Raw genomic sequence first — 14,717 nt, 5'->3', positions numbered from 1 at the left:
TCGATGTTTGATATTGGGTTTTGGGAGCTAATGATCATTGCGGTGATCAGTTTAATCGTATTAGGTCCTGAAAGGTTACCTGTGGCGCTTCGTACCTTGCGCGGTTGGGTCAGTTCGGTTCGAGATTTTAGTAACTCTGTTAAAACAGAGTTGAAAGAAGAATTACGTATTCATGAACTTCATGAAGACTTGAAAAAAGCCGAACAGTCAGGCATGAAAAACCTGTCTCCTGAAATCGAAGAATCGGTAAAGTCATTACAAGATGCGGCCAATATGGTTAATCGCCCTTATGATATCCCGACTAAAAATCAAGATAACAGTAAAGATAAGCAGGAATAGCAGTGTCTGAAAATCAAGCCAACTATACCTTGTTCGATCACTTATTAGAGTTACGGACAAGATTACTAAAGGCTGTCGTCAGTGTGCTGGTGGTCTTTTGTTGTTTAGCCTATTTTGCGCAAGACATATATCAATACTTAGCTCAGCCACTATTGGAAACGATGCCAGTCGGTGCGCAAATGATTGCAACCGATGTTGCGTCTCCTTTTTTTGCGCCATTTAAATTGACCATCGTACTGTCGATATTTATCGCCATCCCATTTATTCTTTATCAAGTGTGGGCTTTTGTCGCCCCTGGCTTATATAAGAATGAAAAACGACTGATTGCGCCATTGATGTTAGGCAGCACATTGCTGTTTTATGCTGGCGTGTCGTTTGCGTACTTTGTCGTGTTCCCGCTAGCTTTTGCATTTTTTAATTCGGTTGCACCTGAAGGGGTAACCATTGCTACTGATATTAGTAGTTATCTCGACTTCGTGTTAAAACTGTTTTTTGCTTTTGGTGCAGCTTTTGAAATTCCAATCGCTATCATACTGATGTGTTGGACGGGGATGACAACCACGCAAAGTCTACGGAGTAAACGTCCTTATGTTGTAGTTGGCGCGTTTGTGATCGGTATGCTCCTTACGCCTCCTGATATTATTTCCCAGACGCTATTAGCACTACCCATGTTGTTGTTATTTGAGGTAGGATTGATCATCGCTTCGTTTTATCAGAACAAAGAGCAAGAAGAAGTTGCTCCAGAGGATACATAATAGTGAACAAAACAACATATTGCTTAGTGGGAATTATTTGTGCATGGTCAAGTCAGGTCATCGCAACAAATATTCAAGCTGAGTTACTTAACTGTGCAAAAACATCAGATAGTCTGCAACGTTTAGTTTGTTATGACAATGTTGTGCACACGATGACTGAGAAAGTTGATGTCATCGAATCAGCTACGCTTCAAGAATCGAAAGAGCTGCCTAAAGTTGCCGCCCTTCCAGCGACGCCTGCACCGTCATCAGAAATTTTGGCTGAACGTAAGCCAATGGACCCTGAAGAAAGTTTTGGTGCTGAGCGACAATACATCAAAAAAGAACAGGTTGATGAGGTCAGGTTTACAGTCAAATCCGTCACTAAAACTACACGTGGCAAATTGAAAGTTAGCTTTGAGAACGGTCAAATATGGCAGCAAAAAGACACAGATAATTTTGCAAAATATGTCGCTGGTGATATAGCCATTATTAAACGTGGTGTTTTTGATTCGTTTTACATGAAGAAGCCAGATGCCAACCGAACGATTAGAGTTAAACGTATTAAATAGAGTGTGGTAAGTGATTGATATAGGTGTCAACCTAACCAACAGTCGTTTTGAACACGATTACCCTGAGGTCATTGCAAGAGCTCAACTAGCAGGTTTAGAGCAACTCATAGTGACTGGTACTAATGTTGAAGAGAGCATTGCTGCGCTTGAGCTCTGTGCGCTGTCACCGAAGTTTCTTTCATGTACTGCTGGTGTGCATCCTCACGATGCTGATGGTGTTAGTGAGGATTATTTATTCACCCTTGCCGAATTGGCAAAAAATGAATCTGTGAAGGCTATTGGTGAGTGTGGACTAGATTTCAATCGAAACTTTTCAACACCCAAGCAACAAATTAAGGTCTTTAGAGAACAAGTCGCTCTGGCGGAAAGACTCAATATGCCGCTATTTCTACATCAACGTGACGCGTTCGAGCCCTGGCAAGAAATATTGTCGTCTGTGGTCGGTAAAGTGCCAGCTCTGATCTCCCATTGTTTTACTGGTGATGTAAAACAAATGCACGCTTGTCTAGAGATGGGTATGTACCTTGGCATTACGGGCTGGGTATGTGATGAACGACGCGGTGCTGAATTGCAAACCGCCGTCAAAGAGTTACCATTAGAGAGATTGCTGGTGGAAACTGATGCCCCCTACCTCACGCCAAGAAACATAAGACCCAAACCTAAAAGCAGTCGCAATGAACCAAGCTATTTACCGTTTGTTGTTCAAAAAATTGCTGCACTAAAAAATGTGTCAGATACCGTGATTATTGAGCATAGCCGCGAAAACGCGAAAAAGGTCTTTAGTTTATGAGAGAAGTATTACTGCTCGTGTTACTGACGATACTTCTTGTTTGTTTACCTCGTGCTGGAATAGCGATGAGCTATGATTCAAAACAGCTTAGTTCAATTAATAGCGCGCAACCCATAATGCTGTTATCAGAGCAAGTCGCAGGTATTCATTCAGCAGATGATATTGGGCATGCCCCCAAAGCACGTTGGAATATGCTCCCAGTCGACAATGGAAAGTTTACTATGCCGGAGGGTGTTTCTTGGCTGAAAGTTAAACTAGCTAACGACAGTAATCACACAAAAAATTTCTATCTCACCTTAAAAAATCACTTTCAAATGGAAAGTGTTGATTTTTACAATCAGCTCAATAATTTTGAATTAAATTCAACTAATGAAGTGTTGTCTCAAGCTAACTTTTACTATGGTAATATTCAAGTTGTACCGCACGGTAAATATACGCTTTACATGAGGGTAAAAACCGATTCGGCGATAACCAACAGTATCAAGATTATGGAGCGCCCCGGATTTGAGCAATTTCTTGCTGAGCAGGAATTTTATAACGGCGTTGCCATCGGTGGTATATTATTTCTATCCATTGTCTTTTGGGTTTTATTTGTTGCGACAGGTGAGAAATTACTTGGTATTTTGGCCAGTTATTTTACGCTAAGAACTATATTTCTGACCGTTTTCTTGGGTGCAAATTTATTCTACCTCTATGATCAAAATACTGACGTTAGGGGGTTTGAATTACCAATACTGTCTGCGTTAAGCTCTTATTGTTTCTTGTGGTTTGTATCGACCCTTTTCCATTTAAGAGTGAGTTTTCCACGACTTCATCGATTGACCCTCATCGTTCGATGGATCACTCTTGCTTATATTCCTATTGGTTTATTATTAACCGTTGATGCTAACTTGATGTTGACAGCAGGGCTAATGGCAGCGGTTATGCTTTATTTATTGGGCGTCGGTGTTTACTTAGCTCGACAAAAGAAAATCTTGGCTAACGTATTTTCAGCCGTGATGTTATTGCAATTGATGTTTACAGTTGCCTTAGCATTGGGGGGATTTTTTCAAGTGGAAATATTTAGCGAACGTGAGCCATTGCAAATCGCCTCATTTTGGCTCAACGCGCTTTTGGTTGTCTATGTGATTAGTCGGCTATATTTTTATCAAATGAAAGATAAACAGCGCGTTCAACTTGAAGCCTTAGAACATGCGGTAGCATCTCAACAAGCTCAACAAGATTTGATTAAGCTACAAAAAGAAAGCCAAGAAGAACTTGAACATCGCGTGCAAGAGCGCACCTTAGAGCTTAATATTGCCTTGAATGAGCTTGAAGAAGTGAATCAAGAACTAGAGCAAAAAAATACCATTGATGTTTTAACGGATTTATATAATCGACGATTTTATGACCAAAAAATTACTGCGGAATATCGACGAAGTAAGCGTAACCTAACTAAACTCAGTATCATTCTCATAGATGTTGATTACTTCAAAAAAGTAAATGATCAATATGGACATTTAGCGGGTGATCAATGCTTACACTGGGTAGCGCAAATCATTAAGCAGAGTATTAAGCGCAGCACGGACATGGCATTTCGATATGGCGGAGAAGAGTTTATCCTTATCCTTCCAGATACTGAAATGACAGGAGCATTAGCTCTTGCTGAAAGTATCAGAAACGCCATTGACACAGATCAATTTAGTTATCAACAACAGCACATACCATTAACCATCAGTTGTGGGGTAAGTACTTATACCCAACAGAAAAACGCCCTCGTTGAAGATTTATTTTTAGCTGCAGACGGTGCACTATATCAAGCTAAAAATGGGGGAAGGAACCAAGTGAAGTATCAAGATATATGTGCTGAACCATCTACTCAGGAGTTAAAATGACCAACGCTTTTGGACAATATCCCGCTCGTCGTATGCGTCGTATGCGTAAAGATGACTTTTCGCGTCGATTAATGTCAGAAAACCAGTTAACCGTAAATGATTTGATTTATCCGGTGTTTGTTCTTGACGGTGAAAATCAACGAGAATCAATCGCTTCGATGCCCGGTGTTGAACGTAAAAGTATTGATTTACTGCTTGAAGAAGTAGCAGAGCTGGTTGACTTAGGTGTACCTGCCATCGCACTTTTTCCGGTAACCCCAGATTCGCAAAAATCACTTATGGCGGAAGAAGCATTTAACCCTGACGGTCTAGCACAACGCACGGTTAGAGCGATTAAAAAGAGTTTCCCTGAGATGGGTGTGATCACTGATGTGGCGCTAGATCCGTTTACTACTCACGGCCAAGATGGGATTATTGATGATGACGGTTACGTGCTAAATGAAGTGACTAAAGAGATCTTGGTTAAACAAGCATTGTCGCATGCCCAAGCAGGTGCGGACATAGTCGCACCTTCAGACATGATGGATGGCCGTGTTGGTGCGATTCGTGAACAACTGGAGAACTCTGGTTTTATTAATACCCGCATCTTGGCGTACTCTGCTAAATACGCGTCTAATTACTATGGGCCATTTAGAGATGCAGTGGGCTCGGCAGGGAATTTGAAAGGTGGTAACAAATACACCTATCAAATGGATCCGGCTAATAGCAATGAAGCACTACACGAAATTGCTCAAGATATTGCTGAAGGTGCTGACATGGTCATGGTCAAACCAGGGATGCCTTATTTAGACATCGTACGCCGTGTTAAAGATAATTTTCAAGTACCAACCTATGCCTATCAAGTCAGTGGTGAGTATGCAATGCACATGGCAGCTATTCAGAATGGTTGGTTGGCGGAAAAGCCCTGTGTCATGGAAGGCTTATTGGCCTTTAAACGCGCGGGCGCGGATGGCATCCTGACTTACTTTGCTAAGCAAGTTGCGCAATGGCTAAAAGATGATGCCAAATAACGGCTGATTTTAACGAAATGAGTGCTCAGCAACCACGTCATGCTTTTTTCGCTATCCATAGCGCCGTTTTGCTGTTTGCATTGTCGGGGTTGTTTGCTAAATGGTTAACAGTACCGGCACTTGTCATTGTGCTAGGCCGAACATTTTTCGCGGGTACTTTTTTACTGGTATTATTATTTGGTATCAACCGTGCTGCATTGAAGCTAAAGAAAGTCCATTTGAGGGCTTTTTTTGTTTCTGGCTTATTACTCGCACTGCATTGGTTTAGTTTTTTTAACGCCATTCAACTTTCTACTGTGGGGTTTGGCTTGTTAGCTTTCGCCACCTTTCCTGTTTTTACAAGCTTCATTGAGCCGTTAGTCAATAAAGCTGGATTTCAACCTTCGAGCGTGATCCAAGGGGTTATTATCTTCGTTGGCATCGGTTTGATATTCCCTACCGATGTAGCCATAAATACATCGCTTCAGGCTTTAGTTTATGGTCTGCTCTCCGCCTTTAGTTTTGCAATACTTGTAGTTTGGAATCGACAACTGACAAGACAATACAAACCCTACACGCTTGCCTGTTATCAAAATCTTTTTGCGTTTGTCGTGTTATTACCTTTCGCGCTAAGCCAACCAATTTCACTTCAAACATCTGAGCTGTCAATGCTGATAATATTGGGGATCGTCTTTACCGCGTTTTCTCACTCATTATTGAATTATTCATTGCGATCAATAACGGCTTTTTATGCCAGTGTCGCGATAAGCCTAGAACCCATTTATGGGATCTTAGCAGCGTGGTTTTTACTAAATGAAACCTTGAGTGTTCAAGGCATTATTGGCGCTATGTTGGTTTTAATCGTCAGCATTTATGCGTCGGTTACTCGAGAAAAGACGATCTAACTAGCACTCAATTGTTAAGCTGTATCCGAGCTTTGATAATTGCTGATTTTCACTGATCAACTCGTCAGCAATCAATGGGTGTAATTTAAGCCATCGTCGATCTAAACACAAAGCTATTGATTTCTTCGTTATTTTAGTTTGGTAAGTAGCCAATACGTCATCACGGCGACGGCGGCATAAAATAACGGCCAATCGTATGATCAGTAATAACTGAGTGGCTTGACGATAACTCACTAATGACAAATGCTCTAAAGCATCAATTTCAACGTCCCCTTTGTAGAAATTGATGAGCGTTACGATCAACTGTCGCTCTGCCTGATCAAATCCGGGCATATCAGCATGTTTGAGTATATATGCGCCGTGATGTGCATGATTCTTAAAAGAAAGCAGTAAGCCAATTTCATGTAAAGCGCAAGTTGCGGTAATAATCTTCTCAAACTTTCTAGGCTCGAAAGACCATTGCTCTGCATGTTGCTGGAACAAGTAAAGCGCTTGTTTCTTGACGCGATTGGCGTGTTCAATATCAATATGAAACCGTTGACTTAAGGATACGATAGTGCGCTGTCGGATGTTAACTTTACGCATATCAGGCAACATTTCGTAGAGTAATCCTTCGCGTAATGCACCGCTGGAAAGTTGTAACTGACCGATGTCAAAAGATTCAAACAAAGCGATCAAAATGGCCAAACCACTTGCAATAACAGGTGTTCGCTCACTAGAAAGACCGTCAATGTCAATTGACTCAATGGTTAAGCAGGCAATAAGGTCTTCTTTCAACTGTTCTAGAAAAGCTAAGGTGAGAATTGCTGGTTGATTTCGATACATAAGCACTTCTGACAGTGCTTGCATCGTGCCAGAGCCTCCAACTGTGTCGACCCAGCCTAGTGTTAAGAATTCGGCCGTGATTGGTTGAAGTTGTGATTTTGCTTGGGCGATGGCGTTATCAAAGTTTTCTTCAGTCAGTTTATGATCAGAAAAAAATTGCTGGTTAAAGGTAACACAACCCATGTTCAAGCTGATGGCTCGATCAAGCTCGAATTCACCGCCAACTGCTACTTCTGTGCTGGCACCACCAATATCTAATACAAGTCGGCGTGCAGCGCTTTCACTGGTGTGTGCAACACCTAAATAAATACGTTGGGCTTCTTGTTCCCCAGATAGCAGAGTCACCTTATGGCCGAGGATTTGTTGTGCACGTCTAAGGAACTCGTCGCCATTTGCTGCAATACGAATGGTGGCTGTGGCGACAACACGAATATTAGTTGGAGATATGTCTTGTAGTCGCTCGGCGAAAAAACTCAAACACTCTAGGCCACGCTGCATCGCTTGTTCAGATAAAACATTATTTTCATCTAAACCTGATGCAATGCGGACTTTGCGTTTTACTTTGTCGACAGTTTGCACGCCATCAGCAATTAAGCGTGTGATCAACATGTGAAAGCTGTTTGAGCCTAAATCAATTACGGCATATAACGGACTTGCTGAATATTGATTATCAACCGACATTTATTACTTATTTCCGTGGGCGATTGTGGTTACGTGAACGATTTTGGCCGCCATTGTGTGGTCGGTGGCGTCGTTGACGAGGCTTCGGCTTAGGCAAATCTTGCAATAGTGCGTCGTGATCGTATTTGCTTACCGGCAACGTGTGATCAATATAGGTTTCGATTGCAGGTAAATTAAAGACATACTCTTCACAAGCGAAACTGATCGCATGACCCGTTGCGCCGGCGCGACCAGTACGTCCAATGCGGTGTACGTAATCTTCAAAATCGTCTGGTAAGTCGTAGTTAAATACGTGAGTAACCGCTGGAATGTGAAGGCCACGGGCAGCTACATCAGTAGCAACTAATATATCAAGCTGCCCTTTAGTGAATTGCTCTAGAATTTTTAGACGCTTCTTTTGCATAACGTCGCCAGTTAGCAGTCCAACTCGGATTTTGTCAGCAGCTAAATGCGCATGAATGTTTTCACAACTGTGCTTAGTGTTAGCAAAAATAATGGCTTTGTCTGGCCATTCTTCCTCAATCAAGGTTTGAAGTAGTTTCATTTTATCTTCATTTGAAGGATAAAATAGTTCTTCAGAGATTCGTATATTGGTTTTTTGATCTGGTTCAACTTCGACACTTTCTGGTTCATTCATATGCTCGAATGCCAGCTCTTTTACCCTAAAGGACAAAGTGGCTGAAAACAGCATATTTAATCGAGCGGTTGGCGCTGGCATCTTGCGGAACATATAACGGATATCTTTGATAAAGCCTAAATCGAACATACGATCTGCTTCATCTAATACCACAACTTCAATATTGTCGAGGCGATAAATCCCTTGTTTTAGATAATCGATTAGCCTGCCACAGGTGCCAATAAGTATATCTACGCCTTGTTCAAGCTCTTGGCGTTGACTTTCATAACCTTCGCCCCCATATACGATTCCAAGACGCAATCCAGTGCTTTTCGCCATTTCAATGGCGTCTCGATGTATTTGAATAGCAAGCTCTCGAGTCGGTGCCATGATCAAGGCACGCGGTTGATTATGCTCAGGTTTGGGTGATTTTTGTAAAAGTTGGTGAAAAGTAGCTGCAAGAAATGCGATAGTTTTACCTTCACCTGTTTGTGCTTGGCCGGCAATATCTTTGCCTTTAAGTAAAACAGGTAATGATTTAGCTTGTATCGTAGTGCAATGTTGAAAGCCCATAGCTTCCAGTCCGGTCACTACTTGCGGAGCAAGATCGAGATCGGCGAATTTTGTGTCAGATAAATGTGTTTTTTTCATGTGACAAGCTTAACAGGTTATCCCCTGTTTAAAAACTGAATTGCATAACATGGAACAAAAAACTAATTAGCAAACTTTAGTGTTATAGGTATAATCCTAAAATATTGATAGGCGAACAGCCTTTTTTAACGGAGAAAACAATGAGCGATAAAATTATTCAGCTTACTGATGATGGTTTTGAAGCAGATGTATTAAATGCATCAGGATTGGTATTAGTTGATTTTTGGGCTGAATGGTGTGGCCCTTGCAAAATGATTGCGCCACTTCTAGATGATATTGCTAGTGAATACGATGGTCAATTAACTATTGGTAAACTAAACATTGACCAAAATGCCGGCACACCACCGAAGTACGGTATCCGCGGTATTCCAACGTTACTACTTTTCAAAGATGGCGCTGTTGCTGATACAAAAGTTGGTGCATTATCGAAAACTCAACTGAAAGAGTTTATCGACGCTAATTTATAATTGATAAGGCCTGAGCTAAGCTCAGGCTTTTCTACTATTAGCACACTGAAAAATTGATTTGTCGCATTAATTTCTATCAGTTCTGTGAATCCTTTCGGTGATTACTTTACCTATTCTAAAATTAATGCTAACTTTAGCCTTGTAGTCCAAACAACTCCAGATCCTATTCTATCTTTCACATAATGCCGTCAGGGCACTTACAACAATATTTATAAACTAAGAAATCCACTATGAATCTTACCGAACTTAAACAAAAATCTATTAGCGAACTCGTTAAACTTGCTGAATCGATGAAGCTTGATAATTTAGCACGTAATCGTAAGCAAGATATTATCTTCGCGATATTGAAAGCACATGCCAAAAGTGGCGAAGACATTTTTGGTAGCGGTGTTTTAGAAATTTTACAAGATGGTTTTGGGTTCTTAAGATCAGGGGATTCCTCTTATCTCGCTGGTCCTGATGATATTTATGTATCACCAAGTCAAATTAGACGTTTCAGTATGCGTACAGGTGATACGATTCAAGGTAAAATTAGACCACCTAAAGACGGTGAACGTTATTTCGCTTTATTGAAAGTTAATGAAGTTAACTTTGATCGACCTGAAAATTCCCGCAATAAGATTCTTTTTGAAAACTTAACGCCTATCCATCCGAACAATCGATTAACCATGGAGCGTGGTAATGGTTCAACGGAAGACATTACGGCGCGAGTGTTAGATTTAGCATCACCAATTGGTATGGGGCAGCGTGGCTTGATTGTTGCGCCGCCAAAGGCAGGTAAAACGTTATTACTTCAAAATATTGCGCAAAGTATTGCTCATAACCATCCTGATGCAGAATTGATGGTTTTGTTGATTGATGAGCGTCCAGAAGAAGTTACCGAAATGCAACGTCTTGTTAAAGGTGAGGTTATTGCATCGACGTTCGATGAACCAGCAAGCCGACATGTACAAGTAGCGGAAATGGTGATTGAGAAGGCAAAACGTTTAACTGAACATAAAAAAGACGTAGTAATCTTACTTGATTCAATCACACGATTAGCACGTGCATACAACACAGTAATTCCTTCTTCAGGTAAGATCTTAACAGGTGGTGTTGATGCTAATGCATTACATCGTCCTAAGCGTTTCTTTGGAGCCGCTCGTAAAATCGAAGAAGGCGGTAGTTTAACTATTATTGCTACGGCATTAGTAGATACTGGCTCTAAGATGGATGAAGTCATCTATGAAGAGTTTAAAGGAACAGGTAATATGGAATTACACCTGTCACGTAAAATTGCCGAAAAACGTGTATTTCCTGCTATTCACTTTAACCGCAGTGGTACGCGTCGTGAAGAGTTATTAACGAAAGCGGATGAGCTGCAAAAAATGTGGATTTTACGCAAAATCGTTCATGAAATGGGCGAAATTGATGCGATGGAATTCTTGATTGATAAGTTAGCGATGAGTAAAACTAACAATGAATTTTTCGACTCAATGAAACGAAAATAAATAGAAGTAGATTCAAGAAAACCAGCAGTACTGCTGGTTTTTTTATGTCTGATGATACGGCTTAGTTGTTACACTTTATGATATAAGCCATCGAAGATAACTTGCCAATTTTTTCCCTTGTCTTCACTAATTTCCCAAAGCTGTCTGACCGTACCATCTTGATTGGGTGTCCATGTGATGCGGTTTAAATTTGTTTTTCCTGTTTTGTCTATAGTGTTACCCGTAAGCACCATCGATGTTCCATCAAATTGGCCATCAAGTCGTAGCAAGCTACCTGTATTGTCAGTCCATGTTTGATGCCATTGGTCGCTGGTTACATCGTATATGTTTAAGCTTTTACCTATAAAACCTGTCGGTGTGGCGTATTCTTCAAGTATGGTACAGCCACCGTTTATGGTTGAAATCTTACTGGTACTTTTGTTGGTGTTTTGAGTATTACTCACTTGCCAATTGCCCACCCAAAAATCAAATTGTCTATAAGGTGGGGCTTCACATGGGCCTGCTAGAGCCGCGGAAACATAAAAAAACGAACAAAGAATTATGTATCTTAAAAGCATATTAACTCACTCTTATTATTAAACTTTATCAGTCAATATAGTCAATATACGAGATTTATGTAGATGTTTTTTGATCGTTTTATCTAACTTTGAGCGACTTAACTGGATGATTGGTGTACAATTGGTGGCTCATATTTGTACTCGAAGGTCATCATAGTAGTATGTGGTTTCAAGGCATGTTGTTTGTGGTTGCGATAGGATTTTCGCAATTCATAAATGCCAAGGACGTCAATATTGAAGCAGTCACCGAAGAAGCTTTTCCGTTGCAGTATTCTGTTGACGCCAATATCAAAGGGCCAGCAGCTGAATTGGTTAAGCGTGTTTTAGAGGAAGCTGACTTATCCTATCGTATGACAGCGATGCCATGGGCACGCGCCTACGAAGTGGCAAAATTTAAGCCTAACACCTTAATTTTTTCAATGGCACGTACGCAAGAGCGTGAGCATAGCTTTCACTGGGTTGGTGAAGTGATTCGCCTTGAGTATTACTTTTTTACGACCAGAGAATTCGCGGCCAGTAATGCGATAAATCTTGATACGATCAAGAGCTTTCGTCTCGGTGCTATAAGGAATACCGCTTCACTTGAACATCTTTATCAGCAGGGGTTTAAGTATGTTTCGCCGGTGTCAAATCCTGATCAAAATTATGAAAAGTTACTCACTAATAGAATCGATTTATTCCCGGCGAGTCGATCTATTTTCAAGGCCTCTTGCGAAAATGTGCGTTTAGACTGTGATCGGTTTATTCCTGTGATGCCTTTGGATATGCCGCCTTTAAGTCTATATTTTGCGTTGAGCAAAAATACACCCCAAGCGATGGTCGACAGAATTACTAAAGCATATCAACGCGTGAAGGCTAGAGGACATACTCGATTGGCGGTGAACACTTCACATTAAAACCATATCTGATATTTAGGTAGGTGATTTTTCTTTGATCACGCTATAATAGCGCGCAAATAACTAGCAAGTGTGTCTATGAAATACAGTGATTTAAGAGACTTTATTTCGCAATTAGAGAAATTGGGTCAATTAAAAAGAATAAAACAACCTATCTCTACTAATTTAGCGATGACCGAAATAAGTGATCGTACGTTACGTGCAGGTGGCCCTGCATTACTATTTGAAAATCCCGTGGGCCATGATATTCCCGTATTAACCAATCTTTTTGGTACGCCTGAGCGCGTAGCGTTGGCAATGGGCCAAGAAGATGTCAATGCATTGCGAGACGTAGGTAAACTACTTGCCACACTCAAGGAGCCTGAACCTCCTAAAGGCTTTAGAGATGCGTTAGATAAATTGCCTGTCTATAAAAATGTATTGAACATGCCGACTAAAGTGCTTAAAAAGGCAAAGTGTCAGCAGGTGGTTATTTCTGGAGATGATGTTGATTTAACCAAATTGCCAATTCAAACTTGTTGGCCAGGTGATGTTGCGCCACTAATTACTTGGGGCTTAACCATTACCCGTGGTCCGCATAAAGAACGACAGAATTTAGGCATCTATCGCCAACAACTGCTGAGCAAGAATAAACTCATTATGCGCTGGCTTTCACATCGAGGCGGTGCCATAGATTTTCAAGAATTCAAGAAAGCAAATCCAGGTGAACGCTACCCTGTTTCTGTTGCTTTAGGCGCTGATCCTGCGACTATCTTAGGTGCGGTGACTCCCGTACCTGATACTTTGTCAGAGTATGCCTTTGCAGGCTTATTGAGGGGCAGCAAAACGGAAGTTGTAAGAAGTATCAGCAATGACCTAGAAGTCCCAGCATCAGCGGAAATTGTTCTTGAAGGGTATATTGAACCTGATGAAATCGCGCCAGAAGGTCCTTATGGCGATCATACGGGTTATTATAACGAAGTTGATAGCTTTCCTGTCTTTACTGTAACCCATGTCACCATGCGTGAAAGGCCAATTTATCACAGCACCTATACTGGCAGACCGCCTGATGAACCAGCAATACTTGGTGTTGCACTTAATGAAGTGTTTGTCCCTATTTTACAGAAGCAATTTCCCGAAATTGTAGACTTTTACTTGCCACCTGAGGGCTGCTCATATCGCCTGGCTGTAGTGACCATGAAAAAACAATATCCTGGTCATGCGAAACGCGTAATGATGGGCGTATGGTCGTTTTTACGCCAGTTTATGTATACTAAATTTGTGATCGTATGTGATGATGATATCAATGCAAGAGACTGGCAAGATGTTATTTGGGCAATGACCACACGAATGGATCCTGCTCGAGATACACTTTTGGTGGAAAATACACCAATCGACTATTTAGACTTTGCTTCACCTGTATCAGGTTTAGGCTCGAAGATGGGCATGGACGCAACCAATAAGTGGCAAGGTGAGACTGACCGTGAATGGGGAGAGCCTATTGAAATGGACGAAGCAGTCAAACAAGAAATCGATCAGCTCTGGGACGAATTAGCTATCTTTGAGTAATGTCTTTTAAAGGCGAATATCGCAGTAAATTTAAGTGAAGAAGAGACAATTTCTTCACTAAAGCAAGGTATAGAAATTAATGAACACTATTGAATGTCAAATTCATCAAATAACATCGCTAACAAAATACGTATATAAGGTGTTGCTAAAACCCAGCCAAGAATTCGATTTTATTCCTGGCCAATATTTAAATTTTGTTATGAGTAATGAAGATAAACGTCCATTTTCGATCGCCAGTTCACCTAATGCTGAGTTCATCGAGTTACAAATCGGTGCCTTTGGTGAAGACAGCTGGGCGATGCAAGTGATTGATCGTATTAAATCGTCAACTACTGTAACGGTTGAATTGCCTTTAGGAAATGCATATTTGCGCAAAGACAGTGTCCGTCCGATTTTATTGTTAGCTGGAGGAACCGGCTTTTCGTACATCAAATCAATGTTTGAGTACTTGTCTGAACAAAAAACAAGTCGTCCTGTAATGGTTTATTGGGGGCTTCGTGATACAAGCGCATGCTATGAGTTAGAAAAAACTCAAACCATCATTGATCAAATACCTCACGCGAGTTTTATTCCTGTGGTTGAAACGCCAGATGAAAACTGGACGGGTAAAGTTGGTATGGTGCATCAGGTGGCAATGAAAGATATCGTCAGTTTTGAACCTTATGATATCTACCTCGCGGGTCGCTTTGATATGGTCGGTGCCGTCCGTGGTGATTTTGTCAATAAAGGTGGCGATGCTGCGCACATGTATGCTGATGCATTCGCGTTTATTTAAACAATTGT

The 14,717-nt window shown here is 41.1% G+C and carries 15 protein-coding genes; 12 read left to right on the top strand and 3 right to left on the bottom strand.

Features of this window, described 5'->3' with window-relative positions; all coding sequences use genetic code 11:
* Positions 1-3: 3 nt before the first annotated feature.
* Genes tatB through QUE03_RS18970 form a run of 7 tightly spaced genes read left to right on the top strand, consistent with a single transcriptional unit; the run spans position 4 to position 6,203 of the window.
* Entirely contained in the window at positions 4-339 is a 336-nt protein-coding gene (gene tatB, locus QUE03_RS19000) for a Sec-independent protein translocase protein TatB (protein WP_286263591.1), read from the top strand.
* Between the two features lie 2 nt (positions 340-341).
* Positions 342-1,094 carry a twin-arginine translocase subunit TatC gene (tatC, locus tag QUE03_RS18995; RefSeq protein ID WP_286263587.1) on the top strand — a complete coding sequence of 251 codons (753 nt, stop codon included), beginning with the start codon at positions 342-344 and terminating at the stop codon, positions 1,092-1,094.
* A gap of 2 nt (positions 1,095-1,096) precedes the next feature.
* Positions 1,097-1,645, top strand: a complete 549-nt coding sequence (locus QUE03_RS18990; RefSeq protein WP_286263585.1) for a hypothetical protein — start codon at positions 1,097-1,099, stop codon at positions 1,643-1,645.
* A 10-nt stretch (positions 1,646-1,655) separates the two neighbouring features.
* Entirely contained in the window at positions 1,656-2,435 is a 780-nt protein-coding gene (locus QUE03_RS18985; protein WP_286263583.1) for a TatD family hydrolase, read from the top strand.
* Complete coding sequence (locus QUE03_RS18980; RefSeq protein WP_286263581.1) at positions 2,432-4,309, top strand: diguanylate cyclase; 1,878 nt, start codon at positions 2,432-2,434, stop codon at positions 4,307-4,309. Before QUE03_RS18985 ends, QUE03_RS18980 begins: the two co-directional genes overlap by 4 nt.
* Entirely contained in the window at positions 4,306-5,319 is a 1,014-nt protein-coding gene (gene hemB / locus QUE03_RS18975; RefSeq protein WP_286263578.1) for a porphobilinogen synthase, read from the top strand. The genes QUE03_RS18980 and hemB overlap by 4 nt, the downstream gene beginning before the upstream one ends.
* Positions 5,320-5,336: 17 nt before the next feature.
* On the top strand, positions 5,337-6,203 hold the full coding sequence (locus QUE03_RS18970; RefSeq protein WP_286263577.1) for a DMT family transporter: 867 nt from the start codon (positions 5,337-5,339) through the stop codon (positions 6,201-6,203).
* On the opposite strand, the gene QUE03_RS18965 is transcribed toward QUE03_RS18970, so the two are convergent.
* On the bottom strand, positions 6,204-7,709 hold the full coding sequence (locus QUE03_RS18965; protein ID WP_286263573.1) for a Ppx/GppA phosphatase family protein: 1,506 nt from the start codon (positions 7,707-7,709) through the stop codon (positions 6,204-6,206).
* A gap of 7 nt (positions 7,710-7,716) precedes the next feature.
* Positions 7,717-8,976 carry an ATP-dependent RNA helicase RhlB gene (rhlB, locus tag QUE03_RS18960; protein ID WP_286263572.1) on the bottom strand — a complete coding sequence of 420 codons (1,260 nt, stop codon included), beginning with the start codon at positions 8,974-8,976 and terminating at the stop codon, positions 7,717-7,719.
* A gap of 140 nt (positions 8,977-9,116) precedes the next feature.
* Between rhlB and trxA the strand changes: the two genes are divergently transcribed.
* Both trxA and rho read left to right on the top strand, forming a co-directional pair.
* Entirely contained in the window at positions 9,117-9,443 is a 327-nt protein-coding gene (gene trxA, locus QUE03_RS18955; protein ID WP_286263570.1) for a thioredoxin TrxA, read from the top strand.
* A 230-nt stretch (positions 9,444-9,673) separates the two neighbouring features.
* Positions 9,674-10,933: a transcription termination factor Rho gene (rho, locus tag QUE03_RS18950; protein WP_286263569.1), complete on the top strand. Its 1,260-nt coding sequence runs from the start codon at positions 9,674-9,676 to the stop codon at positions 10,931-10,933.
* A gap of 68 nt (positions 10,934-11,001) precedes the next feature.
* Here the strand turns inward: rho and QUE03_RS18945 are convergent, their stop codons facing one another.
* Positions 11,002-11,376, bottom strand: a complete 375-nt coding sequence (locus QUE03_RS18945; protein ID WP_286263567.1) for a hypothetical protein — start codon at positions 11,374-11,376, stop codon at positions 11,002-11,004.
* Positions 11,377-11,603: 227 nt separating this feature from the next.
* Between QUE03_RS18945 and QUE03_RS18940 the strand changes: the two genes are divergently transcribed.
* The 3 genes from QUE03_RS18940 to fre all read left to right on the top strand — a co-directional run bounded on the left by QUE03_RS18940 (position 11,604) and on the right by fre (position 14,709).
* Positions 11,604-12,386 carry a substrate-binding periplasmic protein gene (locus QUE03_RS18940; RefSeq protein ID WP_286263566.1) on the top strand — a complete coding sequence of 261 codons (783 nt, stop codon included), beginning with the start codon at positions 11,604-11,606 and terminating at the stop codon, positions 12,384-12,386.
* Positions 12,387-12,464: 78 nt separating this feature from the next.
* Positions 12,465-13,934, top strand: coding sequence for a 4-hydroxy-3-polyprenylbenzoate decarboxylase (gene ubiD, locus QUE03_RS18935; RefSeq protein WP_286263564.1), 1,470 nt, complete (start codon positions 12,465-12,467; stop codon positions 13,932-13,934).
* A gap of 79 nt (positions 13,935-14,013) precedes the next feature.
* Complete coding sequence (gene fre / locus QUE03_RS18930; protein ID WP_286263562.1) at positions 14,014-14,709, top strand: NAD(P)H-flavin reductase; 696 nt, start codon at positions 14,014-14,016, stop codon at positions 14,707-14,709.
* Positions 14,710-14,717: the final 8 nt, after the last annotated feature.

It is taken from the genome of Thalassotalea atypica, from assembly GCF_030295975.1.
GTDB classification, from domain to species: Bacteria; Pseudomonadota; Gammaproteobacteria; order Enterobacterales; family Alteromonadaceae; genus Thalassotalea_F; species Thalassotalea_F atypica.
Note: the sequence above shows the minus strand (reverse complement) of the source record. Positions and strands in the feature narration are given on the sequence as shown.

Coding starts and splice junctions, on each gene's coding strand:
- rhlB (WP_286263572.1), bottom strand. CDS start 8,976: ATGAAAAAAACACATTTATCTGACACAAAATTCGCCGATCTCGATCTT.
- hemB (WP_286263578.1), top strand. CDS start 4,306: ATGACCAACGCTTTTGGACAATATCCCGCTCGTCGTATGCGTCGTATG.
- QUE03_RS18970 (WP_286263577.1), top strand. CDS start 5,337: ATGAGTGCTCAGCAACCACGTCATGCTTTTTTCGCTATCCATAGCGCC.
- QUE03_RS18980 (WP_286263581.1), top strand. CDS start 2,432: ATGAGAGAAGTATTACTGCTCGTGTTACTGACGATACTTCTTGTTTGT.
- ubiD (WP_286263564.1), top strand. CDS start 12,465: ATGAAATACAGTGATTTAAGAGACTTTATTTCGCAATTAGAGAAATTG.
- fre (WP_286263562.1), top strand. CDS start 14,014: ATGAACACTATTGAATGTCAAATTCATCAAATAACATCGCTAACAAAA.
- rho (WP_286263569.1), top strand. CDS start 9,674: ATGAATCTTACCGAACTTAAACAAAAATCTATTAGCGAACTCGTTAAA.
- QUE03_RS18965 (WP_286263573.1), bottom strand. CDS start 7,709: ATGTCGGTTGATAATCAATATTCAGCAAGTCCGTTATATGCCGTAATT.
- tatB (WP_286263591.1), top strand. CDS start 4: ATGTTTGATATTGGGTTTTGGGAGCTAATGATCATTGCGGTGATCAGT.
- trxA (WP_286263570.1), top strand. CDS start 9,117: ATGAGCGATAAAATTATTCAGCTTACTGATGATGGTTTTGAAGCAGAT.